This is a genomic window from Pseudomonas fluorescens HK44, from assembly GCF_000217955.3.
GTDB classification, from domain to species: domain Bacteria; phylum Pseudomonadota; class Gammaproteobacteria; order Pseudomonadales; family Pseudomonadaceae; genus Aquipseudomonas; species Aquipseudomonas fluorescens_AQ.
This window is the reverse complement of record NZ_AFOY02000019.1, coordinates 461,562-485,985: the sequence shown is the minus strand read 5'-3', so window position 1 is coordinate 485,985 and position 24,424 is coordinate 461,562. Positions and strand designations below refer to the sequence as shown.

21 protein-coding genes are annotated in these 24,424 nt (G+C 60.4%); 10 read left to right on the top strand and 11 right to left on the bottom strand.

All coding sequences use genetic code 11. The annotated features are described in order from the left end of the window. Positions 1–8 precede the first annotated feature (8 nt). Together HK44_RS24730 and glyA are read right to left on the bottom strand one after the other, a co-directional pair. Positions 9–1,259, bottom strand: coding sequence for a sarcosine oxidase subunit beta (locus tag HK44_RS24730; protein ID WP_019693993.1), 1,251 nt, complete (start codon positions 1,257–1,259; stop codon positions 9–11). A gap of 23 nt (positions 1,260–1,282) precedes the next feature. Further along, on the bottom strand, positions 1,283–2,536 hold the full coding sequence (glyA, locus tag HK44_RS24725) for a serine hydroxymethyltransferase (protein WP_019693994.1): 1,254 nt from the start codon (positions 2,534–2,536) through the stop codon (positions 1,283–1,285). Between the two features lie 335 nt (positions 2,537–2,871). Between glyA and HK44_RS24720 the strand changes: the two genes are divergently transcribed. Then, positions 2,872–3,912 (top strand): low specificity L-threonine aldolase, encoded by a 1,041-nt coding sequence (locus HK44_RS24720; RefSeq protein ID WP_019693995.1) that lies wholly within the window; start codon positions 2,872–2,874, stop codon positions 3,910–3,912. 254 nt (positions 3,913–4,166) lie between these two features. On the opposite strand, the gene gbcB is transcribed toward HK44_RS24720, so the two are convergent. Beyond that, positions 4,167–5,267: a glycine-betaine demethylase subunit GbcB gene (gene gbcB, locus HK44_RS24715; RefSeq protein ID WP_019693996.1), complete on the bottom strand. Its 1,101-nt coding sequence runs from the start codon at positions 5,265–5,267 to the stop codon at positions 4,167–4,169. A 283-nt stretch (positions 5,268–5,550) separates the two neighbouring features. Here gbcB and gbcA point away from each other — a divergent pair, with 283 nt between their 5' ends. Continuing rightward, positions 5,551–6,846, top strand: a complete 1,296-nt coding sequence (gene gbcA, locus HK44_RS24710) for a glycine-betaine demethylase subunit GbcA (RefSeq protein ID WP_019693997.1) — start codon at positions 5,551–5,553, stop codon at positions 6,844–6,846. Between the two features lie 929 nt (positions 6,847–7,775). Here the strand turns inward: gbcA and HK44_RS24705 are convergent. The 7 genes from HK44_RS24705 to HK44_RS24675 form a co-directional block, all read right to left on the bottom strand. Beyond that, a complete protein-coding gene (locus HK44_RS24705; RefSeq protein ID WP_019693998.1) occupies positions 7,776–8,342 on the bottom strand; it encodes a GNAT family N-acetyltransferase in 567 nt (188 codons plus the stop codon). Positions 8,343–8,466: 124 nt separating this feature from the next. Continuing rightward, positions 8,467–9,237, bottom strand: a complete 771-nt coding sequence (locus HK44_RS24700; protein WP_019693999.1) for an electron transfer flavoprotein subunit beta — start codon at positions 9,235–9,237, stop codon at positions 8,467–8,469. Positions 9,238–9,252: 15 nt separating this feature from the next. After that, entirely contained in the window at positions 9,253–10,473 is a 1,221-nt protein-coding gene (locus HK44_RS24695) for an electron transfer flavoprotein subunit alpha/FixB family protein (RefSeq protein WP_019694000.1), read from the bottom strand. Further along, positions 10,473–12,422 carry a dimethylglycine demethylation protein DgcB gene (dgcB, locus tag HK44_RS24690; protein WP_019694001.1) on the bottom strand — a complete coding sequence of 650 codons (1,950 nt, stop codon included), beginning with the start codon at positions 12,420–12,422 and terminating at the stop codon, positions 10,473–10,475. Before dgcB ends, HK44_RS24695 begins: the two co-directional genes overlap by 1 nt. A 209-nt stretch (positions 12,423–12,631) precedes the next feature. Beyond that, entirely contained in the window at positions 12,632–14,692 is a 2,061-nt protein-coding gene (gene dgcA, locus HK44_RS24685; RefSeq protein WP_019694002.1) for a dimethylglycine demethylation protein DgcA, read from the bottom strand. 15 nt (positions 14,693–14,707) lie between these two features. Next, positions 14,708–15,238, bottom strand: coding sequence for a DUF5943 domain-containing protein (locus HK44_RS24680; protein WP_019694003.1), 531 nt, complete (start codon positions 15,236–15,238; stop codon positions 14,708–14,710). Positions 15,239–15,316: 78 nt separating this feature from the next. Further along, entirely contained in the window at positions 15,317–16,294 is a 978-nt protein-coding gene (locus HK44_RS24675) for a dipeptidase (RefSeq protein WP_007907542.1), read from the bottom strand. 235 nt (positions 16,295–16,529) lie between these two features. On the opposite strand from HK44_RS24675, the gene HK44_RS24670 reads away from it, so the two are divergent. Together HK44_RS24670 and HK44_RS24665 are read left to right on the top strand one after the other, a co-directional pair. Further along, a complete protein-coding gene (locus HK44_RS24670; protein WP_019694004.1) occupies positions 16,530–16,931 on the top strand; it encodes a lysozyme inhibitor LprI family protein in 402 nt (133 codons plus the stop codon). 48 nt (positions 16,932–16,979) lie between these two features. Next, entirely contained in the window at positions 16,980–17,396 is a 417-nt protein-coding gene (locus HK44_RS24665; protein WP_019694005.1) for a DUF3010 family protein, read from the top strand. A 146-nt stretch (positions 17,397–17,542) separates the two neighbouring features. Here HK44_RS24665 and HK44_RS24660 read toward each other — a convergent pair whose 3' ends face one another. Continuing rightward, on the bottom strand, positions 17,543–18,502 hold the full coding sequence (locus HK44_RS24660; RefSeq protein WP_019694006.1) for a GlxA family transcriptional regulator: 960 nt from the start codon (positions 18,500–18,502) through the stop codon (positions 17,543–17,545). 194 nt (positions 18,503–18,696) lie between these two features. Here HK44_RS24660 and choX point away from each other — a divergent pair, with 194 nt between their 5' ends. The 6 genes from choX (at position 18,697) to HK44_RS24630 (ending at position 24,303) form a co-directional block, all read left to right on the top strand. Then, positions 18,697–19,641 (top strand): choline ABC transporter substrate-binding protein, encoded by a 945-nt coding sequence (gene choX / locus HK44_RS24655; protein ID WP_019694007.1) that lies wholly within the window; start codon positions 18,697–18,699, stop codon positions 19,639–19,641. Between the two features lie 86 nt (positions 19,642–19,727). Continuing rightward, positions 19,728–20,615, top strand: a complete 888-nt coding sequence (locus tag HK44_RS24650; RefSeq protein ID WP_019694008.1) for a 3-keto-5-aminohexanoate cleavage protein — start codon at positions 19,728–19,730, stop codon at positions 20,613–20,615. Positions 20,616–20,845: 230 nt separating this feature from the next. Beyond that, complete coding sequence (locus HK44_RS24645) at positions 20,846–21,811, top strand: L-carnitine dehydrogenase (RefSeq protein WP_019694009.1); 966 nt, start codon at positions 20,846–20,848, stop codon at positions 21,809–21,811. A gap of 179 nt (positions 21,812–21,990) precedes the next feature. After that, complete coding sequence (locus tag HK44_RS24640) at positions 21,991–22,467, top strand: thioesterase family protein (RefSeq protein ID WP_019694010.1); 477 nt, start codon at positions 21,991–21,993, stop codon at positions 22,465–22,467. 21 nt (positions 22,468–22,488) lie between these two features. Continuing rightward, the gene (locus HK44_RS24635; RefSeq protein WP_019694011.1) at positions 22,489–23,652 is read left to right on the top strand and encodes a gamma-butyrobetaine dioxygenase; all 1,164 of its coding nucleotides are present in this window, start codon (positions 22,489–22,491) and stop codon (positions 23,650–23,652) included. 387 nt (positions 23,653–24,039) lie between these two features. After that, positions 24,040–24,303, top strand: coding sequence for a hypothetical protein (locus HK44_RS24630; protein WP_019694012.1), 264 nt, complete (start codon positions 24,040–24,042; stop codon positions 24,301–24,303). Positions 24,304–24,424: the final 121 nt, after the last annotated feature.

The window sequence follows — 24,424 nt, the reverse complement described above, 5'->3', positions numbered from 1 at the left end:
TTCTCCTGTTAGTGGGCGACTGCAGCAGCGCCGTGTTCATCGATCAACGCACCGCTGTGGAAACGGTCGATGGAGAAAGGTGCAGCCAATGGGTGCATTTCACCCTTGGCAAGGCTGGCGGCAAACACGTTGCCCGAGCCTGGAGTCGCTTTGAAACCACCGGTGCCCCAACCGCAGTTGAAGAACATGTTCGGTACCGGCGTTTTCGAGATGATCGGGCAGGCGTCCGGGGTGGTGTCGACGATGCCGCCCCACTGACGGTTCATGCGCACTCGGGACAAGACCGGGAACATCTCGACGATGGCCTGGATAGTGTGCTCGATCACCGGATACGAACCGCGCTGACCGTAGCCGTTGTAACCGTCGATACCGGCACCGATGACCAGGTCGCCCTTGTCGGACTGGCTGATGTAACCGTGTACGGCGTTGGACATGATCACGCTGTCGATAATCGGTTTGATCGGCTCGGATACCAGCGCTTGCAGCGGGTGGGATTCGATCGGCAGACGGAAACCGGCCAGTTTGGCCATGTGCCCGGAGTTACCGGCGGTGACTACACCGACGCGCTTGGCGCCGATGAAGCCCTTGTTGGTTTCGACACCGATGCACACACCGTTTTCCTTGCGGAAACCGATCACTTCGGTCTGCTGGATCAGGTCCACGCCCAAGGCATCGGCCGCACGGGCAAAGCCCCAGGCCACGGCATCGTGACGGGCCACGCCGCCGCGACGCTGAACGGTAGCGCCCATCACCGGGTAGCGAGTGTTTTTCGAGCAGTCGAGGTACGGAATCTCGTCAGCCACTTGCTGAGCGGTGAGCAGTTCACCATCGACGCCGTTCAGGCGGTTGGCGCTGACCCGACGCTCGGAATCACGAATGTCCTGCAGGGTGTGGCACAGGTTGTAAACGCCACGCTGGGAGAACATCACGTTGTAGTTCAGGTCCTGGGATAGACCTTCCCAGAGTTTCATCGCGTGTTCGTACAGGTGGGCCGATTCGTCCCACAGGTAGTTGGAACGCACGATGGTGGTGTTGCGCGCGGTGTTACCGCCGCCCAGCCAGCCCTTCTCGACCACGGCCACGTTAGTGATGCCGTGTTCCTTGGCCAGGTAGTAGGCGGTCGCCAGACCATGCCCGCCGCCGCCGACGATGACCACGTCGTAGACTTTTTTCGGAGTCGGCGTGCGCCACATCCGCTGCCAGTTTTCGTGGTGGCTGAGGGAGTGTTTGAAGAGGCCGAAGCCTGAGTAGCGTTGCATAGTCATTTACTCCAAAACCGCGCTCAGCGATAAACCGGGAAGTCCGCGCACAGGGCTGCCACATGCTTGGCAACATTGGCCTCGACATCGGCGTCGCCGAGGTTGTCGAGGATGTCGCAGATCCAGCCGGCCAGCTCAACGCACTGGGTAACCTTGAAACCGCGCGTGGTGACCGCCGGGGTGCCGATACGCAGGCCCGAGGTGACGAACGGCGATTGTGGATCGTTCGGTACGGCGTTCTTGTTCACGGTGATGTGGGCACGACCCAGGGCGGCGTCGGCTTCCTTACCGGTCAGGCCCTGACGGATCAGGCTCACCAGGAACAGGTGGTTATCAGTCCCGCCGGACACTACATCGTAGCCACGTTTGATGAAAACGCCGGCCATTGCCTGTGCGTTGTCGATCACTTGTTGCTGATAGACCTTGAAACCAGGCTCCAACGCTTCCTTGAAGCACACCGCCTTACCGGCGATCACGTGCATCAGCGGGCCGCCCTGGGCACCGGGGAAGACTGCCGCGTTGAGTTTTTTCTCGATTTCTTCGTTAGCCTTGGCCAGGATCAGGCCGCCACGCGGACCGCGCAGGGTCTTGTGGGTGGTGGTGGTCACCACGTCGGCATACGGCAGCGGGTTCGGGTACAGGCCGGCAGCGACCAGACCGGCAACGTGCGCCATGTCGACGAACAGCAGCGCCCCCACCTTGTCGGCGATCTGACGGAAACGTGGGAAGTCCAGAGTCTTGGAGTAAGCCGAGAAACCGGCGACGATCATCTTCGGCTTGCATTCGACGGCCAGACGCTCGACTTCGTCGTAGTCGATCAGGCCGGTTTTGGTGTCGATGCCGTACTGCACGGCGTTGTACAGCTTGCCCGAGGACGACACCTTGGCGCCGTGGGTCAGGTGACCGCCATGGGCCAGGCTCATGCCGAGAATGGTGTCGCCGGGTTGCAGCAGGGCCAGGTAAACGGCGCTGTTGGCCGACGAGCCGGAGTGCGGCTGGACGTTGGCGTAATCGGCACCGAACAGCAGTTTGGCGCGTTCGATGGCCAGCGCTTCGACCTTGTCGACGTGCTCGCAGCCGCCGTAGTAGCGTTTGCCCGGATAGCCTTCGGCGTATTTGTTGGTCAGGCCGCTGCCTTGCGCTTCCATGACGCGCTTGCTGGTGTAGTTCTCTGACGCGATCAGCTCGATGTGATCTTCCTGGCGCAGCTCTTCGGCATTCATCGCCGCCAGCAGTGCATCGTCGTAACCCTTGATCTGGTCTTGCTTGCTGAACATCGCGTCTCTCCCAGCGGCGGCTTGTGCGCCTTTCGTCTCGGTGAGGCACGTACCTTACGGCAGTGCCCTTTGGAAGCGATGGTATGGCCGGCGCAGACAGGTCAAATGCCTATGGACGCCACGCAAAGGTGCGTTTACGACATACACCCAAAGAGCGACCACTGACCGGCGCTCGCGACACACCCGGCAGCTCCTACAGCAGGTTCAACACAACGTTGCGTGTAGTCATGTGCATAATTGCCTGACGTCTTTGTATTTTTCTGACAGACACATCGCGTGTGCTCCCCTGCCAATCTTGGGTACAGTGCGCACCATCATCGACCACGGAGCCGGCCATGACCGACAAGAGCCAACAATTCGCCAGCGACAACTATTCCGGTATCTGCCCGGAAGCCTGGGCCGCCATGGAACAGGCCAATCAAGGCCACCAACGCGCTTATGGCGACGATGAGTGGACCGCACGCGCCTCGGACGATTTCCGCAAACTGTTCGAAACCGACTGCGAAGTGTTCTTTGCCTTCAACGGCACCGCGGCCAACTCGCTGGCGCTGTCGTCGCTGTGCCAGAGCTACCACAGCGTAATCTGCTCGGAAACCGCCCACGTCGAAACCGACGAATGCGGCGCGCCGGAATTTTTCTCCAACGGCTCCAAGCTGCTCATCGCACGCACTGAAAATGGCAAGCTGACCCCGGAATCGATCCGCGAAATCGCCCTCAAGCGCCAGGACATCCACTACCCGAAACCGCGCGTCGTGACCCTGACCCAGGCGACCGAGGTCGGCAGCATCTACACCCCGGAAGAAATCCGCGCCATCAGCACCACTTGCAAGGAACTGGGCCTGAACCTGCACATGGACGGCGCGCGCTTCTCCAACGCCTGCGCATTCCTCAACTGCTCGCCCGCCGACCTGACCTGGAAAGCCGGCGTTGACGTGTTGTGCTTCGGCGGGACGAAAAACGGCATGGCGGTGGGTGAGGCGATTCTGTTCTTCAACCAGAAACTCGCTGAAGACTTCGACTACCGCTGCAAACAGGCCGGGCAACTGGCGTCGAAAATGCGTTTCCTCTCGGCGCCATGGGTCGGCCTGCTGGAAAACGACGCCTGGCTCAAACACGCCCGTCACGCCAACTACTGCGCACAGTTGCTGGCCGAGCTGGTGAGCGACATTCCAGGTGTTGAACTGATGTTCCCGGTGCAAGCCAACGGCGTGTTCCTGCAGCTGTCGGAATCGGCCGTCGCGGCGCTGACCGCCAAGAGCTGGCGTTTCTACACCTTCATCGGCAAAGGCGGCGCACGCTTCATGTGCTCATGGGATACCGAGGTAGAGCGGGTGCGGGAATTGGCGGCGGATATTCGGGAAGTGATGGCGGGGTAATACCCCACCAGAATGCAATGAAACTTTGTGGCGAGGGAGCTTGCTCCCGCTCGGCGGCGAAGCCGTCGTGAATTCAGCAAACACGGTGCACCTGACAGACCGCATGCTCAGGATTTGGGGCTGCTCCGCAACCCAGCGGGAGCAAGCTCCCTCGCCACAGAAAGCTGATCGTTCCCACGCAGAGCGACACTAGTGACGCGCAGCAAAGGAATGCAGCCCGGGACGCTCTGCGTCCCTTCCCCCGGAGTAACGGCTTAAAACTCGATCCGCACATCTCCTTTCGGAATGCTGCAGCACGACAGGATGTAGCCCTCGGCTTCGTCCTCTTCGGTGATCCCACCGTTGTGCTCCATCTCGACCTCGCCGCCCAGCTTCATCACCTTGCACGTTCCGCAGATCCCCATCCCGCAGGCTTTCGGAATCAGCAGGCCAAGCTTGGAGGCGGCGGCGTGGACGGTCTCGCCCGGCGCCACACGGATGCTTTTGCCGGAGGCGGTGAATTCCACCTCATGCAGGTCAGCGGCGTCGATCGCCGGCGCGTCGGCCGCCTGTTCGGCGTGTTCCACGGCGTCGGCGCGAGCCTCCGGCGGCGTGGCACCGAAAGACTCCTCATGGTAGCGCTTCATATTGAAGCCAGCGTTCTCCAGCAGGCGCTTGACCGCATTCATGTACGGCGTCGGGCCGCAGCAGAACACTTCACGCTCAAGGAAGTCCGGGACCATCAGTTCGAGCATCTTGTGGTTCAGGTAACCGCGATACCCGGCCCATGGCTCACCGAAACCATGTTTTTCGCAGATCAGGTGCAGGCTGAAGTTTTCGATCCGCGACGCCATGTGTTCCAGCTCGCGGTGATAGATGATGTCTTTTGGCGAGCGGGCGCTGTGGATGAACGCCATATCGACATTGCCGTTAGTGTCGAAGAACCAGCGGGCCATGGACATGACCGGGGTGATTCCCACACCACCGCTGAGGTACAGCACTTTCGGGTTCGGGAAGTCGATGGCGTTGAACAGCCCGACCGGCCCGTGCACCGCCAGTTCCTGGCCTTCATGCAGGGTGTCGTGCAGCCAGTTGGAAACCTTGCCGCCCGGTACGCGCTTGATGGTTACCGAAAAGCTGTAAGGCACCGACGGCGAACTGGAAATGGTGTACGAGCGCATGATCGGCACGCCCTCGATCTCCAGCTCCAGGGTGACGAACTGCCCCGGTTTGAAAAAGAACATAATCGGCTGGTCGGCCATGAAGCAGAAGGTCCGCACGTCCCAGGTTTCCTGGATGACTTTGACGCAACGGACAATGTGCCGGCCATTGGCCCAGGTCTGGGTGGTGACTGGGTTCAGGAAACTATTGGACATGCTGATCTCCACGGTCGACTGTCGACCTCATGTTGCCGATTCTGCGTATAGCGCAGATTGCCCATTTACCTATCTGCGACATTCACATGCTTATCGCGACCAGCCCACAACCACCGGGGGTTGAGCGTCGGGAACAGATTGGGCCATGTCGCCCATGGATAAGGTTCCAGCCTGCGCCGGCCCCACACTCGCCTCAACAGATAAACGCTGTTTTCTGCCTTGCGTAGCAACCCTGATTAGCCACTATTCGCCGGCCACACAGATGGCCATGAGGACTTAAACGATGGACGTCACCACTACCCTGAGCTTGGGCGATCCGCTGGAACCCGCACGCAAGGCCACCGCGCAGATGCTGCAAGAGCGCGAGCGTACATTTTCGCTGCCACAGCCGTTCTACTCTGATGAGCGCTTGTTTGATATCGACATGCAGGAGATCTTCCAGAAAGAGTGGCTGATCGCCGGCATGACCTGCGAAATCCCGACCAAGGGCAACTTCCTGACCCTGCAGATCGGCAAGAACCCGATCATCGTGATTCGCGGTGCAGAAGGTGTGGTCCATGCCTTCCATAACGTCTGCCGCCACCGTGGTTCGCGTCTGTGCACCAGTGAAAAAGGCAAAGTCGCCAAGCTGGTCTGCCACTACCACCAGTGGACCTACGAGCTGGACGGGCGCCTGCTGTTCGCCGGCTCCGAGATGGGCGACGACTTCGACATGAAGCAGTACGGCCTGAAACCGGTAAACGTGAAAACCGCTGGCGGCTACATCTTCGTCAGCCTCGCGGAAAACCCTCCGGCCATCGATGACTTCCTGTCGACACTGAGCCATTACATGGAACCGTACGACATGGAAAACACCAAGGTGGCGGTGCAAACCACCCTGGTGGAACAGGCCAACTGGAAGCTGGTGCTGGAAAACAACCGCGAGTGCTACCACTGCAACGCGTCGCACCCGGCACTGCTCAAAACCCTGCTGGAATGGGACGACGTCACCGACCCGCGTGCCGACCAGGCGTTCAAGGACCACGTAGCCGCCTCTGCCGCTGCCTGGGAAGCCGAGAAGATTCCTTACGCACACGCCAGCTTCGGCCTGCGTAACCGCATCGTGCGCATGCCGCTGCTCAAAGGCACCGTATCGATGACCCTGGACGGCAAGCAAGCCTGCAAGAAACTCATGGGCCGGATCCAGAACCCGGACCTGGGCTCGATGCGCATCCTGCACCTGCCGCACTCATGGAACCACTGCATGGGCGATCACATCATTGTGTTCACCGTGTGGCCGATCAGCGCGCAGGAAACCATGGTCACCACCAAATGGCTGGTGCACAAGGACGCTGTCGAAGGCGTGGATTACGACGTCGAGCGCATGCGTGAAGTCTGGGATGCCACCAACAACGAAGACCGTCGCCTGGCCGAAGAGAACCAGCGCGGGATCAACTCCACGGCGTACCAGCCAGGCCCGTACTCCAAGACCTATGAGTTCGGCGTGGTGAACTTCGTGGATTGGTACAGCGAGCGCCTGTTGAACAACCTGGGGGCCGAGCCTGCGCCGTACCTCAAGGGCGTGCCGGTACACGGTTAAGCTCTAAAGTATCGCGAGCAGGCTCGCTCCCACATTGATTGATGTTGTTCGCAGCATGTGTGAACACCACCAATCCCCTGTGGGAGCGAGCCTGTTCGCGATAGCGTCCTAGCAGTCACCACTCCCCCCCCTGAATACACTCTCCCGGTCTTTAGAACTGTACGAAATATGATCTATCGCGTTCCAGCCTATAAGGAACGTGGCGTGCAGCCTTCAGCGAACAAGTTATCCACACCTCCACCCACAGCTAATGGGGACAACTGTGGAAAGACTGAGCGTTTTCTCCACAGAAACTGAAGAAAATCCGTGACTTATTCAATTGATCGGTTTTCGACGACTATTGACTGTTTTTTGATCAAAAGCCTGTAAGCCACGTTATTCATGGCTCACAGAGGATCGCAAACACCTTATCCACAGAAGCGCCAACAGACTTTGGGGGCAACTGTGCACATTATTCAGTGTGTTGTGGAAAACCACGTCAAGGCTGCATATTTCGTGGGTTCGAGCAGTCAGCGGAGGACAAAAACCGGCATTTGGTTATTTATTGACCAGAAGCTTGAAAGCCACGATCTGTATGGCTTACAGCGGACAGCAAACATCTTATCCACAGAAGCGCCAACAGAGATTGGGGGCAAGTCGTGAACGACCGATGCCCTTATCCACTGAAAAAAGCTCGAAAAAACGCGGGGTTAGGCTGGTTGTTTTTCGTACAAGGGCTTGCAGGGCTTGATATGCGTGGGGTGTAGCGAGGGGTGAACATGTTATCCACAGAAGCGCTAACAGGGATTGTGGGTAAAAGCTCATAACAACTGTGGGAGCGAGCCTGCTCGCGAAGAGGCCATCAAATTCAACGATGATGTTGACTGACAGATCTCTATCGTCGGATCGCCGCCCGGAGCAGGCTCGCTCCCACAGGGATTTGCTTATGCTTAAGGCCGATACATCAAATAGGCTTCACCCGTGACCCGAATCATCGGGTGGGGTGTGATCTGGCAGGTATCGACGATACGGAAGCCATGTCGCTCGTAAAACCGACGGGCGCCGGTGTTCGCCGCATAGTCGATCAGGCTCAAGCCATTGAGCCCCAACTGGTTGGCACGGTCGTAAGCGTAGGCGAGGAATTGTTGGCCCAAGCCCTGATTGCGCCAGCCCTCATGCAGCGCCAGGCTCGAAATATAGAGGGTGTCGGGGATTTCCAGCTTGGCATACGGCGCCAGGACCGGATCGGTGACGGGAGCGGCCAGCGGATCGTGACGCATCACGTAGCTGTGCAGCATGCCAATGACCTTCCCCTCTGCCTGCGCGATCAGGCAGTTTTGATAGGAGAAATCGACGTCTTCACGGGCGTAGCGACTGGCACCGACATCCAGCAGGTCCTGGCCGGGCTCTGCCAGTTGGCTCCAGATGTAATCCGCGGCACCTTCCGATGAAATCTGAAACAAGCGAGCAATCTCCCGCGCATCCGCGCGCAGGGCTGCACGAAACTCAACGGTCATTATTTTCTCCGACAGGATAATAGCGAGGGTACTTCACGCTTTGAATTTCAGGCAGGTAACAGGGACGCGGAGCGTCCCGGGCGGCCCCCCTTTGCTCCGCGTGGGAACGATCACTGTGTGAAGATCAGCGAACCACGCCTTCTTCGATCAGCAACTTGAGAATCGCTTCAGCCCCGGCTTCGGCACTCAGGCCTTTGAGCACTTGCCCACCGCCACCGCTGGCCTTGGCCGTTGCAGCTTTCATCCGGTCGGCGCCGCTCTTGGCCTTGATCACTTTCAGGCGTTTTGGCCGTGGCTTGGCCGGCTGCAACGTTGCAACCGCGAGCAATTCGTCGTCGATGATTTCAACATCTTCGGCGTGCAACACGCCGCGTCGAGCCGGGCCGAACGCACTTTGCCGAGGTTTTGGCGCGGCGTTATCCACCGTGGCGAGAAACGGCAGGCGCACTTTCAAGCGTCGACGCTGACCGCGAGGCAAGGCTTGCAGCACCAGGGCCGAATTGCCGTCGATGGACTCGACCTGCGCCAGCCCGACCACCAGCGGCCAGCCCAGGCTTTCCGCCAGCAGGAACGGCAACATGCCCGAGCCTTCACCGGTTTCCGCCTGACTGCCGGTCAGCACGACCTGCGCACCGGCATCGCGCAAATAAGCGCTCAACGCTGGCAGCGCATCGGCGCCCTGGGGCTGTTCGAGCACGTGCAACTGTTCCAGGCCCATGCCCAGATAAGCCCGCAGCGCAGGCTCCTCGACGTCACCGGCGTGCAGCACTTGCAGGTTACCACCTGCCAGTTGCAGACCGAGTTCAACCGCCCGCGCATCCTGTTCGGCGCGGCGTGGCCGGCCCGAGGTCGGGTGAGCGCCGATCGACACCAGGCTGATTACATGAGTACTCATAACCCTTTCCTTCTCTTAAGCCGCATCGCGCTTGGCGTCGTTGCGGTAAGCCTCTACCGCCGCGATCAAGGCCTGAAGAATTTCTGCGCTTTCGCCTATCACCGACAGGTCGGCGCGTTTGATCATGTCGCAGCCAGGATCGAGGTTGATCGCCACCACCTTGTCGCAGGCACCGATGCCTTGCAGATGCTGGATCGCCCCGGAAATCCCCACTGCCACGTAGACACGTGCCGTGACCCAGGTGCCGCTGGCGCCGACCTGACGGTCGCGGGCCATGAAACCATCGTCCACCGCGACCCGCGATGCACCTTCGGTAGCGCCCAACGCTGCCGCTGTCCTGTGGAAAAGAGCCCAGTCCTTGACCCCGTTGCCGCCCGAGAAAATGAACTCGGCTTCGGCCATCGGAATCGCTGCCGGGTCGACCGCTACCGCGCCCAGGTCCTCGATCCGCGACAGGCTGCGCGCAACCGTTGTGGATAACTCCACCGGCAACGCTTCATGGCGGGTTTCGCTGACCGGCTCGGCACATTCCACCGCCGCCAGAATCAACCGTGCAACAGGGCGCGCCAAGTCTTGCAGACCGGCACCGGCGCGGCCGATGCACTCCTGATCCTTGACCTGCCAGACCCGCGTGGCCGGGCGTTCGCCGAGTGCCGCGGCAAAGCGTCGACCCAGTTCACCGCCACCGGTGCGGCTGTCCGGCAGCAACCAGTGACGAGGGCTGAACTGGTTATCCACAGCCCGCAGACCCTGCACTCGCTGTTCCGGTGCATAACCCTCGAATTCTACGCCATCAAGTACCAACAGGCGGTCGACGCCCGCGGTGGCGAAGGCGCTTTCCTTGTGTTCGCCGAAGACCACCGCCAGCACTGCACCGTCCTTGCCGGCCAGTTGATGGGCCAGGCCCAGCAGGTCGCGGTCGTGGCTGCTCAAACGGCCGCCGACCATGTCCGGCACCACGCTGATGTAGAACGCAGGTGCAGCCACCTGATGCAGCGGCAATTGCACTTCAACGGCGGCCGTACGCTTGGTCGCCCCGCCCTGCTGTGCACCACTGCGGTCAATCCGCTTGATGCCATTGGGGCCGATGAAACCCATGCCGTGAGGATTCTTGCGAATGATCCCGTTAGGGCCCATCCAGCTGTGTTCCACCGGTTGCATGGCGGCATGCAGCGGATGCAGACGGTTACGGGCGATCCATTCAGCGCGCGGATCGCGGCGGATAATGTCGCTCATCAGTGGGCCTCCGCGGGTTGACGTTTAGTCGGTGCCGGTGACTTGCTGGGCGCCGCGTCTTCGAGCAGCGCGTCGGCCACCAGTTCGGCGATGTCCTTGATCAGCGGTCGTGGTTCGACCACGCCTTCGAGCATCGCGGTGCACTGTGGACAACCCACGGCCACCAGTTCGGCGCCGGTTTCGCGAATGTCGTCCATGCGCATGTCGGGGATCCGTTGCTTGCCCGGAATGTCAGTGATCGGCGCACCGCCGCCACCGCCGCAGCAGCGCGAGCGGAAACCGGAACGTTGCATTTCCTTGACCTCGATCCCCAACGCGCGCAGTACCTGGCGCGGCGCCTCGTATTCGCCGTTGTAGCGGCCGAGGTAGCACGGGTCGTGATAGGTCACGCTGTCGCCTTTGTGCTGACCCAGGTTGAGCGCGCCAGCGTCGATGATTTCGGCCATGTAGGTGCTGTGGTGCTGCACCAGGTAGTTGCCATCGAAGGCACCGTATTCGTTTTTCAACACGTGGAAACTGTGCGGATCGCAGGTGACGATGCGGTTGAAGCTGTATTTGGCCAGGGTCTGGATGTTGCGTTTGGCCAACAGCTGGAAGGTTGCTTCATCACCCAGACGGCGGGCCACGTCACCGCTGTCACGCTCTTCGAGACCGAGCACCGCAAAATCGACTTTCGCAGCTTTCAGCACTTTGACGAAGGCGCGCAAGGTGCGCTGGTTGCGCATGTCGAACGCACCGTCGCCGACCCAGAACAGCACGTCGGTGGATTTCTTCTCGCTGAGCAGCGTCAGGTTCAGATCCGCCGCCCAGTTCATCCGCCCGCCCGGGGCGAAACCGCCCGGGTTGTCGGTGGCGATCAGGTTTTCCAGAACTTCGGCGCCCTTGTTCGGAGTGGCACCTTTTTCCAGGGTCAGATGGCGGCGCATGTCGACGATCGCGTCAACGTGCTCGATCATCATCGGACATTCTTCAACGCAGGCACGGCAAGTGGTGCAAGACCACAGGGTTTCCGCATCCACCAGACCGTTGACGATCGGTTGATGCGGATTACCCGCGTGCTCGCCAATTGGCTTGCCTGGGTACGGGCTGCCAGCGAACTTGGCATCGGTGCCGCCAGCCAGGCCGACGACCATGTCCTGAATCAGTTTTTTCGGGTTCAGTGGCTGGCCAGCGGCAAACGCCGGGCACGCCGCTTCGCATTTACCGCACTGCACGCAGGCGTCGAAGCCGAGCAGTTGGTTCCAGGTGAAATCCTTGGGTTTTTCCACACCGAGCGGTGCGCTTGGATCGTTCAGATCCAGCGGTTTCAAACCGGTGGAACGACCGCCACCAAAACGTTCGGCGCGACGGTGCCAGGCCAGGTGCAAGGCACCGGCGAAGGCGTGCTTCATCGGCCCGCCCCAGGTCATGCCGAAGAACAACTCAGACACGCCCCACAGCACACCGACACCGAGGATCGCCGCCAACAGCCAACCGCCGAAGTTTTCCGGAAGAATGCCCGCCACCGGCAAGGTCACGAGGAAGAACGACGCCGAGAATGCCAGCAAGCTTTTCGGCAGGCGCATCCATGGACCTTTGGATAAACGGGCCGGCGGGTTACGCCGACGCAGGTAAACAAAGATCGCACCGACGAACATCACTGCCGTCATCAACAACAGTGCATAACCGAGGAAGCGGTTATGCAGGCCAAAACCGTGAACCAGGATCGCCAGCACAATCGACGCCACCGCACCACCCGCCGTGGCGACGTGGGTGTTGGCGATGTATTTGTCCCGCGCCACCACGTGGTGCAGATCGACCATGTAGCGTTTGGGCATGGCCAGCAAGCCGCCGATCAGATCGACCTTGGACGCACGGCCCCGGCGCCACATAGCCACCCGCCGCAACGCGCCCAGGACAGCCAGGCCCAGGGCAGCAAACAGCAGGATGGGAAGAAGGGTGTTTAGCATGGTGGAGCTCCCAAAGACCTCGGGGTCATGTACGCGCCGGTAAGGGCGAGCACCTACTTGTGGCGAGGGAGCTTGCTCCCGCTGGAGTGCGAAGCGCTCCCAAAACAGTCGCCAGTGCCTATCTGATGCACCTCGGTTGCAGGTTTTGGGGCTGCTTCGCAGCCCAGCGGGAGCAAGCTCCCTCGCCACAGGTGATGGTGGTGATGTCGTTAGAAATCCTTGCAAAGCCGCAGTGCGTCGTAGATCGCCGCGTGCGTGTTGCGCTGGGCCACGCAGTCACCGATGCGGAACAGCAAGTAGCCGTCACCCGGTTGGCTCAGCGAAGGCTGAGGCTTGATTGCGAACAGGGCTTCGATGTCCATCTGGCCTTTGTTGCGCGAGCCTTCCTTCAGTGCGTAGTAGATTTCTTCGTCCGGCCGCACGCCGTTCTCGACCACGACCTGGTCAACCACCCGCTCCTCTTTGGCGCCGGTGTATTCGTTTTCCAGCACCGCCACCAGCTTGTCGCCTTCGCGGTAGACCTTATCGAGCATCATGTCGCCGGTCATGATCACTTCTTTCGGGTACATGCTGCGGTAGTACGTCGGGAACGACGTACCGCCGATGGCCACACCCGGCTTGATGTCGTCGGTGACGATCTCGACCTGGCTGCCCTTGTCGGCGAGATAGTCGGCAACCGACATCCCGGTGAACTCGCAAATGGTGTCGTAGACCAGCACGTTCTTGCCTGGTGCAACCTTGCCGTCGAGCACGTCCCAGCTGCTGACCACCAAACCTTCAGCCGCGCCCCAGTGTTCGTTCTGCTCAAGGAACGGATGACCGCCAACGGCGAGCACCACGATGTCCGGACGCAGGTCGAGAATGGTCGCCGCGTCGGCGGCCACGCCCAGGCGCAGGTCGACTTTCAAACGCGCCAGTTCCAGCTGGAACCAACGGGTGATACCGGCGATCTGGTCCCGTTGCGGGGCTTTCGAGGCGGTAGTGATCTGTCCGCCGATAAATTCTTTCTTCTCGAACAGGGTCACGTCGTGGCCACGTTCGGCGGCGACACGTGCCGCTTCCATCCCCGCAGGGCCGGCACCGACCACCACGACTTTGCGTTTCACACCGGTCGATTTCTCGATGATGTGCGGTACGCCCATGTATTCACGGGAGGTCGCGGCGTTCTGGATGCACAGCACGTCCAGACCCTGGTACTGACGGTCGATGCAGTAGTTGGCACCCACGCATTGTTTGATCTGGTCGATCTGGCCCATCTTGATCTTGGCGATCAGGTGCGGGTCGGCGATGTGCGCACGGGTCATGCCGACCATGTCGACGTAACCGCCTTCCAGAATACGTGTTGCCTGGTTCGGGTCCTTGATGTTCTGCGCGTGCAGCACCGGGGCCTTGACCACTTCCTTGATACCGGCCGCCAAGTGCAGGAACGGCTCCGGTGGATAACTCATGTTGGGGATGACGTTGGCCAGGGTGTTGTGGGTATCGCACCCCGAGCCCACGACGCCGATGAAGTCGATCATGCCGGTGTCGTCGTAATACTTGGCGATCTGCTTCATGTCCTCATGGCTCAGGCCATCAGGGTGGAATTCGTCACCGCAGATACGGATGCCGACGCAGAAGTCCGGACCGACTTCCTTGCGCACAGCCTTGATCACTTCCAGGCCGAAACGCATGCGGTTCTCGAAGCTGCCGCCCCATTCGTCGGTACGCTTGTTGACGCGCGGGCTCCAGAACTGGTCGATCATGTGCTGGTGCACCGCCGACAGTTCAACGCCGTCCAGGCCACCGGCCTTGGCACGCGCAGCGGCGCTCGCGTAGTTGCCGATCACCCGCCAGATCTCTTCCGGCTCGATGGTTTTGCAGGTCGCGCGGTGCACCGGTTCACGGATCCCCGACGGCGACAGCAGGGTCGGCCAGTGCTCGCCGTCCCAACGCGAACGACGGCCCATGTGGGTAATCTGGATCATGATCTTGGCGCCATGCTTGTGCATGGCATCGGCCAGATTCTGGAAGTGCGGAATAATCCGGTCGTCGGCCAGGTTGACCGATTTCCACCAGCCTTGCGGGCTGTCGATGGCCACGCTGGAAGAACCGCCGCAAATCGCCAGGCCGATCCCGCCCTTGGCTTTCTCTTCGTAGTACTTCACGTACCGATCGGTGGTCATCCCGCCGTCGGTGGCGTAAACCTCGGCATGCGCGGTGCTGAGCACGCGGTTGCGGATGGTCAGTTTGCCGATTTGAATCGGCTGGAACATTGCTTCGAAAGCCATGACAGGATCCTCGACTTACAACGGCTTGACGGTGAACAAGCCGTCGTCGTGGCCTTCTTCGGAGCCACCGTAAACCTGTTCAGCGACGGTGCGAATCTTGCTGCCCCGCGCTTGCAGGATCTGGTCCATGGCACCGGCAAACCAGCCAGTGAACATGTAGTCGACCTTGCGTCCAACCTTGCCGTAGACGTAGACGAACGCCGAGTGCTCGAGCTTGACGCTGGCGGTGCCTTTGTCGAGGTCGATGTCCTGGATCTTGAACAGGCCCCAGCCACGTTGCGACAGGCGCTTCATGTAGTGCTCGAACACCGCAACGCCTTCCAGGCCGTGGCATTCAGCTTCTTTTTCACACCAGTGCCAGGCGGACTTGTAGCCAGCCTTGTAGAGGATCTCGGCATAGGCCTCGCTGCCCAGCACTTCCTCGATGCCCATGTGGTTGTTGACGAAGAAGTGACGCGGCACATACAGCATCGGCAGGGCGTCAGAGGTCCAGACACCGGTTTCGCTGTCGACTTCGATTGGCAGTTGCGGGGCGATCTTGGCCATGAAAACTTAACTCCAGAAAATTTGTTGTGTTGCCCGCTGCTCGGGTGGCAGCGGGAAAGGATTCAGAGGTACGGTGGCTTATTCGCCCCAAACGTCCTTGAGGACGTTGACCCAGTTTTCGCCCATGATCTTGCGCACTACGCGCTCGGAATGGCCGCGCTTGAGCAGCGTCTCGGTCAGGTTCGGGAACTCGCCCACGGTGCGGATGCCCAGCGGGTTGATGATCTTGCCGAAGCTGGTCAGACGGCGGGCGTAGCCCTTGTCATGGGTCAGGTATTCGAAGAAATCCTGGCCATGGCCCTGGGTGAAGTCGGTGCCGATGCCGATGGCGTCTTCGCCGACGATGTTCATGGTGTATTCGATGGCTTCGGCGTAATCGTCGATGGTCGAATCGATACCTTTGGCCAGGAACGGCGCGAACATGGTCACGCCGACGAAACCGCCGTGATCGGCGATGAACTTCAGTTCTTCATCGGATTTGTTGCGCGGGTGCACTTTCAGACCCGACGGCAGGCAATGGGAGTAGCACACCGGCTTCTTGGATTCGAGGATGACTTCTTCGGAAGTCTTCGAACCGACGTGGGACAGATCGCACATGACACCGACGCGGTTCATCTCGGCAACGATTTCACGACCGAAACCCGACAGGCCGCCATCGCGCTCGTAGCAACCGGTACCGACCAGGTTCTGGGTGTTGTAGCACATCTGCACAATACCGACGCCCAGCTGCTTGAAGACCTCGACATAGCCGATCTGGTCTTCGAAGGCGTGAGCGTTCTGGAAGCCGAACAGGATGCCGGTCTTGCCCTGCTCCTTGGCTTTGCGGATGTCGGCGGTGGTGCGCACCGGAATCACCAGGTCGCTGTTCTCGCGAATCAGCTTCTGGCTGGCGGCAATGTTGTTGACGGTGGCCTGAAAGCCCTCCCACACCGAAACGGTGCAGTTGGCCGCGGTCAAGCCGCCTTTGCGCATGTCTTCAAACAGCTCGCGGTTCCACTTGGCAATAATCAGCCCGTCGATAACGATGCTGTCGGCGTGCAATTCGGCTGGGCTCATCAGGCAGTCCCCTATTAGCGATTCATGCGCCGAATCGTCTGCCGGCGCTTTGGGTCAGCATATGCTTGAGGGACGGGGCAGCCGGGTGCAAAAACGACAGGGGAATTGCCGAAAGCGTCAATACGCGACAAAGGGTCTCACCGCAGGCCCTTTGCCCTCCTGTTCTTTCCCGAATAGTTGGGCCAGAATTCGCCGCATCACTGGATGCATCACTGGAACAAGGGGCGGCAACGCGATGAAATCGATCTTCCTGGCTTTGGCACTGATAGCGACCGGCGTACAGGCGGCAGAAGAAGCCGACAAAAACCCATGCGATGCAGTCGAAAACGACGTCCAGACCCTGGAGTGCTCGACCTATAGCAAAAACACCGCCGAACAACTGCTCAAGGACAATTTCCAGGGATTACTGGATCGAATGAAAACCCAATACGCGAACAACAAGGCGCAATTGGCAGACATCACCGGCAAACTCCAGACCGCCGAGCAGCTCTGGATGAAATCGCGGGATGCCGATTGCGCGATTGCAGCGTTCCCTGCAGCGGTGGGCAGCAAGACCTACACCATGGACCTGAACGATTGCCTGGCGAGCAAGAGCGACGAACGCTCGGAGTTTCTGGAATCGATCGGCCAGCAGTAAGCGCGGCTCTACTGCCCTGCAATAGCACCATCATCTCAAGGCGTGTTCATGAAATTCTGCGGCATCGAAATCAAAGGCAGCGAAGCGATCTTCGCCGTCGCCTCCCTCGACAATCAGGTGCTGACCCACGTCGCCCTGAACACCAAAAAAATCGCCCTCGACGACGATGATGAAGCCGCCAACGTCAAAGCCTTCGCCGCGCAAGTCGGCGCCTTTATTCGTGACAACGGCATCGAGCGCATCGCGATCAAGAAGCGCAGCAAAAAAGGCGAATTCGCGGGCGGCCCGACCACCTTCAAGATCGAAGGGGTTTTCCAGTTGCTGGACAACTGCGAGGTGACGCTGCTGTCACCGCAGACCATCAATGCGCAGAACAAGAAGTTCAACTTTGCACTGCCGGCGACGTTGAACAAGTATCAGCATGAAGCGTACAAGGCGGCGTGTTCTGCCCTTATGAAGAAGTAACCCAGCCCTCCAGACAAAGATGATCAAATGTGGGAGCGAGCCGGCTCCGGGCGGCGATCCGACGATGGCAGTGTGTCAGCCGACATCAATGTCGAATGTGCCGGCCCCATCGCGAGCAGGCTCCCCACAAGGACGCTGCGGTGCTTTCAAACCACCTCCCGCCCATCCCCCAACCGCCGGCGGTCTTCTCGCGGGCAGCGGGCAAATCGTGTCCGATAACTGCGGGTGAAATACGACGGCGATTCAAACCCGCAGGCGATGCTCACTTCCAGCACGCTCATGTCGGTCTGGCGCAGCAGTTGCCGGGCTTTTTCCAGTCTTAATCCCAGGTAGAAGTTGCTCGGCGTGTCGTTGAGGTGCAAGCGGAACAGCCGCTCAAGCTGACGTCGCGTCACCTTGATCGTATCCGCCAGTTCCAGGGTGCTGAGCGGCGGCTCGCTGTGCTGTTCCATCTCGCCAATTACGTGCACCAATTTCTTGTTGCTGATGCCGTAACGCGTGGCGATCTGCATGCGTTGGTGGTCTTTGCGCGGGCGAATGCGCCCGAGCACGAATTGCTCGCTGACCTGGATTGCCAACTCGGGGCCGTGCGCCTGGGCGATCAGGTCCAGCATCAGGTCGATAGAGGCTGTGCCACCGGCCGAGGTAATGCGGCGCCGGTCGATCTCGAACAGCTCCTGGGTCACGCTGAGCTGTGGATAAGACTCCTTGAAAGCATCGATGGCTTCCCAGTGCAGGGTCACGCGGTGGCCGTCGAGCAACCCCGCTTCGGCGAGGATAAAACTGCCGGTGTCGATGCCGCCGAGGGTCACGCCGTCGTGATCGAGGCGACGCAGCCAGTGTTCCAGTGTCGGGTTGACGAACTTCAACGGCTCGAACCCCGCGACCACTAACAAGGTCGCGCCCTTTTTCAGCGGCTCCAGCGCCGCATCGGCGTTGAGCGACATGCCGTTGCTGGCCAGTACCGGACCGCCGTCGGCGCTCAGTACGTGCCAGCGGTACAACTCGCCGCGAAAGCGGTTGGCCACCCGAAGCGGTTCGATCGCCGAGATGAAACCGATGGCCGAGAAACCCGGCATCAACAGAAAGTAGAAATCCTGGGACATGGAGCGCACTCGGATGGCGGGCAGCGTGGAACAGGTGATACGCCAATTACTACCCCGCCACAAGAGCACAGGTCGCTGCAGTGCAAGAGCTGGTCGCCGCTGTGCGTTTTCTGCCAGGTTCAGCTGCGTAACGTGACATCACCGGCACGCAGAGATGCCGGACCCCACAATAACGACCTGCCGAGGATCCCACCATGAAACGACTGATCAGCAGCTGCGTTCTCGCACTCAGTGGTACCGCTTTCTTGAGTTCCGGCGCGATGGCTGCCGACCCTGCCGCCTGCCAGAACGTGCGCATGGGGGTGGTGAACTGGACCGACGTGATCGCCACCAGCGCCATGACCCAGGTTCTGCTCGATGGCCTCGGCTACAAGACCAAACAAACCAGTGCTTCCCAGCAAATCATCTTCGCCGGCATCCGCGACCAGCGCCTGGACATGTTCCTCGGCTACTGGAACCCGTTGATGACCCAGACCATCACCCCGTTTGTCAGCGGCAAGCAGGTGAGCGTCCTGAGCGAACCCAGCCTCAAGGATGCCCGCGCCACCCTGGCCGTGCCGACTTACCTCGCCGACAAGGGCCTGAAAACTTTCGCCGACATCGCCAAGTTCGAAAAAGAACTGGGCGGCAAGATCTACGGCATCGAGCCAGGTTCGGGTGCCAACACCCAGATCAAGGAAATGATCGCCAAGAACCAGTTCGGCCTGGGCAAATTCCAACTGGTCGAATCCAGTGAGGCCGGCATGCTCGCGGCGGTCGATCGCGCCGTACGACGCAACGAAGCCGTGGTGTTCTTCGGCTGGGCGCCACACCCGATGAACGTCAACGTGAAAATGACTTACCTCACCGGCAGCCAGGACGCCCTGGGCCCGAACGAAGGCTCGGCCACCGTCTGGACCGTGACCGCCCCAAACTACGCCAGCCAGTGCCCGAACGTCAGCCGCTTGCTGAGCAACCTGACCTTCACCGCCGAAGACGAGAGCCGGATGATGCAACCGCTGCTCGATCACAAGGACGCGTTCGAATCGGCCAAGCAATGGCTCAAGGATCACCCGCAAGACAAGCAGCGCTGGCTTGAAGGCGTGACCACATTCGACGGCAAACCGGCTGCCGAGAACCTGCAACTGACCAGTCAATAACATCGAAATGAACCCCTCTTCGCAGCCGGTTTCGGCTGCGAGCGGGCCCGCTACGCCCAAAAATCATGCCTGAAGGAAACCGCACCATGAACCACGACGTCATCATCACCTGCGCACTCACCGGTGCTGGCGACACGACCGCCAAGAGCCCACACGTGCCGGTCACCCCGAAACAGATCGCAGCCGCTGCTGTGGAAGCCGCCAAAGCCGGCGCCACCGTGGTCCACTGCCATGTGCGCAACCCTGAAACCGGCAAGTTCAGCCGCGATGTGGCGCTGTACCGCGAAGTGATGGAGCGCATTCGCGAAGCGGACGTCGACATCATCGTCAACCTGACGGCCGGCATGGGCGGCGACCTGGAAATCGGCGCTGGCGAAAACCCGATGGAGTTCGGCCCGAACACCGACCTGGTCGGCCCGCTCACCCGTCTGGCCCACGTCGAAGAGCTGCTGCCGGAAATCTGCACGCTCGACTGCGGCACCCTGAACTTCGGCGACGGTGACACCATTTACGTCTCCACCCCAGCCCAGCTGCGCGCTGGCGCCAAACGCATCCAAGAGCTGGGCGTGAAGGCCGAGCTGGAAATCTTCGACACCGGTCACCTGTGGTTTGCCAAACAGCTGATCAAGGAAGGCCTGCTCGACGACCCGCTGTTCCAGCTGTGCCTGGGCATCCCATGGGGCGCACCGGCTGACACCACCACCATGAAAGCCATGGTCGACAACCTGCCGGCCAATGCGGTCTGGGCCGGGTTTGGCATCGGTCGCATGCAAATGCCGATGGCGGCTCAAGCGGTGCTGCTGGGCGGCAACGTGCGGGTCGGGCTGGAAGACAACATCTGGCTGGATCGCGGCGTACTGGCGACCAACGGCCAACTGGTCGAACGCGCCAGCGAAATCCTCAGCCGTCTCGGCGCCCGCGTTCTGACCCCAGCCGAAGGCCGGGCGAAGATGGGCCTGACCAAGCGCGGTTAAACCACACCACACCTATCACCTGTAGGAGCGAGCTTTTGTGGCGAGGGGGCTTGTCGGAACGCCGCACCGCCCCGTTGGGTCGCGAAGCGGCCCCAAAACCTGCAACGGCGGTGTGTCAGGCACACCGCATGCAAAGTTTTACGACTGCTTCGCAGCCGAACGGGGGCAAGCCCCCTCGCCACAAAAGCTCGCTCCCACATTGGATCACCGAATACTTCCAGGAATTTGCCATGAGCTTTATCACCGAAATCAAAACATTCGCCGCGCTGGGCAGTGGAGTCATCGGCAGCGGTTGGGTCTCCCGTGCCCTCGCCCATGGCCTTGATGTGGTGGCCTGGGACCCGGCGCCCGGTGCCGAAGCCGCGCTGCGCAAACGTGTCGCCAATGCCTGGGGCGCGCTGGAAAAACAAGGCCTGGCACCCGGTGCATCACAGGATCGTCTGCGCTTTGTCGCGACCATCGAAGAATGCGTGCGCGATGCCGACTTCATCCAGGAAAGCGCCCCGGAACGCCTTGAACTGAAACTCGACCTGCACAGCAAAATCAGCGCGGCGGCCAAGCCCAATGCACTGATCGGCTCCAGCACTTCGGGACTGTTGCCGAGCGAGTTCTACGAGGGCTCGACCCACCCGGAACGTTGCGTGGTCGGCCATCCGTTCAACCCGGTTTACCTGCTGCCACTGGTGGAAGTGGTCGGCGGCAGGAACACTGCACCAGAAGCGGTGCAGGCCGCCTTGAAAGTGTACGAATCGCTGGGCATGCGCCCGCTGCATGTGCGCAAGGAAGTACCGGGGTTCATCGCTGACCGTCTGCTCGAAGCGCTGTGGCGCGAGGCACTGCACCTGGTCAACGACGGTGTGGCGACCACCGGCGAAATCGACGATGCGATCCGGTTTGGCGCGGGGCTGCGCTGGTCGTTCATGGGCACGTTCCTGACCTACACCCTGGCTGGCGGCGATGCCGGTATGCGGCACTTCATGGCGCAATTCGGCCCGGCGCTGCAACTGCCATGGACATACCTGCCGGCGCCGGAACTGACCGAAAAACTGATCGACGACGTGGTCGATGGCACCAGCGATCAACTGGGCAAACACAGCATTTCGGCGCTGGAACGCTATCGTGATGATTGCTTGCTGGCGGTGCTGGAAGCGGTGAAGACCACCAAGGCCAAGCATGGCATGAGCTTCAGCGAGTAAGCGCAAAACCCTGTGGCGAGGGAGCTTGCTCCCGCTCGGCCGCGAAGCGGTCGTAAAAACCGGTAAAGACGTTTTATCTGATAGAACGCAACTGCAGGTTTTGGGACTGCTACGCAGTCCAGCGGGAGCAAGCTCCCTCGCCACATGTGTTAACCCATGAACATTTGTGGAGCGGCACCATGCCAACCCTCACCACCTACACAACCACCATCGCCCCCGATTGGGTCGACTACAACGGCCATCTGCGCGATGCGTTTTACCTGCTGATTTTCAGCTACGCCACTGACGCGCTGATGGATCAACTGGGCATGGACAGCAACAACCGCGAAGCCAGCGGCAACTCGCTGTTCACCCTCGAACTGCACCTCAATTATCTGCACGAAGTGAAGCTCGGCGCCGAGGTCGAGGTGCATACCCAAATTATTGGTCACGACCGTAAACGCCTGCACCTTTATCACAGCCTGCATCTGGTAGGCGACGCGCAGGAACTGGCGGGCAACGAACAAATGCTGCTGCACGTCGACCTCGCGGGACCGCGCTCGGCACCGTTCAGCGAGCCGGTACTGAACAAACTGCTGGCCATGACCGCCTTGCAATCGGACCTGCCCACTCCTACCTATATTGGCCGCGTGATCGCACTACCGCCTGAAAAATAACAATCAAAACAAGGAGCTCGCATGAACACCGCCGCCGCTGTTGCCGACTTCCGCAGTTACCCGCTAATCAGCGCCTTGACCGCCGTGCAAACCCTGGCAGATCACGTGCGGGTGACCTGGGCCGATGGCCGGCTCAGCCCCTTTCATCATCAATGGCTGCGCGACAACTGTCCGTGCCCGGTTTGCGTATATGCCGTGACCCGCGAACAGGTGCTGGAAATCGTCGATGTCGCTGAAGATCTGTGCCCTGCCGTAGCCCAAGTGGATGCGCAGGGTTGTCTGGCTATCGATTGGCGGGACGGCCATACCAGCCGCTTCGATCCTGGCTGGTTACGTGCTCACGCCTATGACGACGAATCCCGGGCCGAGCGCAACGCCAACAAACCGAAAAGCCGGCTGTGGAACAGCCAACTGAAGCTGCCGGTGTTCGAGTATCAAGCGGTAATGGACGATCCCAAGGCGCTGCTGCAATGGCTTCTGGCACTGCGCGATATCGGCCTGACCCAAGTACGCGGCGTCCCCACCGAACCCGGCTCGCTGACGCACATCGCCAAGCGTATTTCGTTTATCCGCGAGAGCAATTTCGGTGTGCTGTTCAACGTGCAATCCAAGGCCGACGCCGACAGCAACGCTTACACTGCATTCAACCTGCCGCTGCACAGCGACCTGCCGACGCGCGAGTTGCAACCGGGGCTGCAATTTCTGCATTGCCTGGTCAATGAGGCGGACGGTGGCGAGAGCATTTTTGTCGACGGTTTTGCCATTGCCGACGCCTTACGTCAGGAAGACCCCGAGGCCTTCCGGGCGCTGTGCGAGATCCCCGTGGAGTTTCGCAACAAGGACCGCCACAGCGACTACCGCTGCCTGGCACCGATCATCGCCCTCGATACGCTGGGACAGGTATCGGAAATCCGCATGGCGAATTTCCTGCGGGGGCCGTTCGATGCCTCGGTCGAGCAGATGCCCAGCTTGTACCGGGCCTATCGACGGTTTATCGCCATGACCCGCGAAGCGCGTTTCCGGCTCATCACCCGGCTCAACCCCGGTGAAATGTGGTGCTTCGACAACCGCCGAACCCTGCACGCCCGTAACGCTTTCGACCCTACCAGCGGCGCCCGGCATTTCCAGGGCTGCTACATCGATCGTGATGAGTTGCTGTCGCGCATTTTGGTGTTGCAACGCTAGACCGTGTCATCGTTCATCGTCGGAACGCCGCCCGGAGCAAGCTTTGCTCCTGCGAGGGTATCTGATTACCCCCCTGTAGGAGCAAGGCTTGCCCGCGATGGCGTCGCCTCAGACAGCACACTCACACCTGATTCACAGACAAAAAAAGCCCCGATCAAGCCGTGACAGGATCGAGGCAGAAGTTACTGTTGAGGAGCTGTTGCGCGAGGGTGACCAAACCTTCGTGAAGCCAGCTGAATCCAGTGTGCCTACTCCCCACTCACGCAAGTTAGTCGAAAACGACCTATTCATAGGTATAGCGGCCATTGCGACAAATCGTCCTTGCCGCGCCCCATCACCCCTACCAGAATCGAACCACGACACCGTTCCCTGAAGAAGGATTGCGTCATGATGCACGCTGATTTGATTGACCAGGAAGACCTGTTGGGCCAGCTCAAGGCACGCGGATTTGAAGTCCCGATGGGGGCCACTGCAGAGCAGGCCTGTGAATGCGCGGTACGTGGCCTGGATGACACGCGAGCCTATGAGCTGCGCAAGATGGTCAAGGACATGTACACCAGCAGCGCAACGATTCTGCCCGCCGTGCGCCAGGCGATCGACAAGCAACTGCTGCCGGCATTGGCGCTGTACCAGCAAAGCCGTAGCGCCTGATCACTCTCTGTGGCGAGGGAGCTTGCTCCCGCTCGACCGCGAAGCGGTCGCAAATCCGGTAAACGCATTTGACTGACATTGCGCGTTCTTCAATTTGGGGCTGCTACGCAGCCCAGCGGGA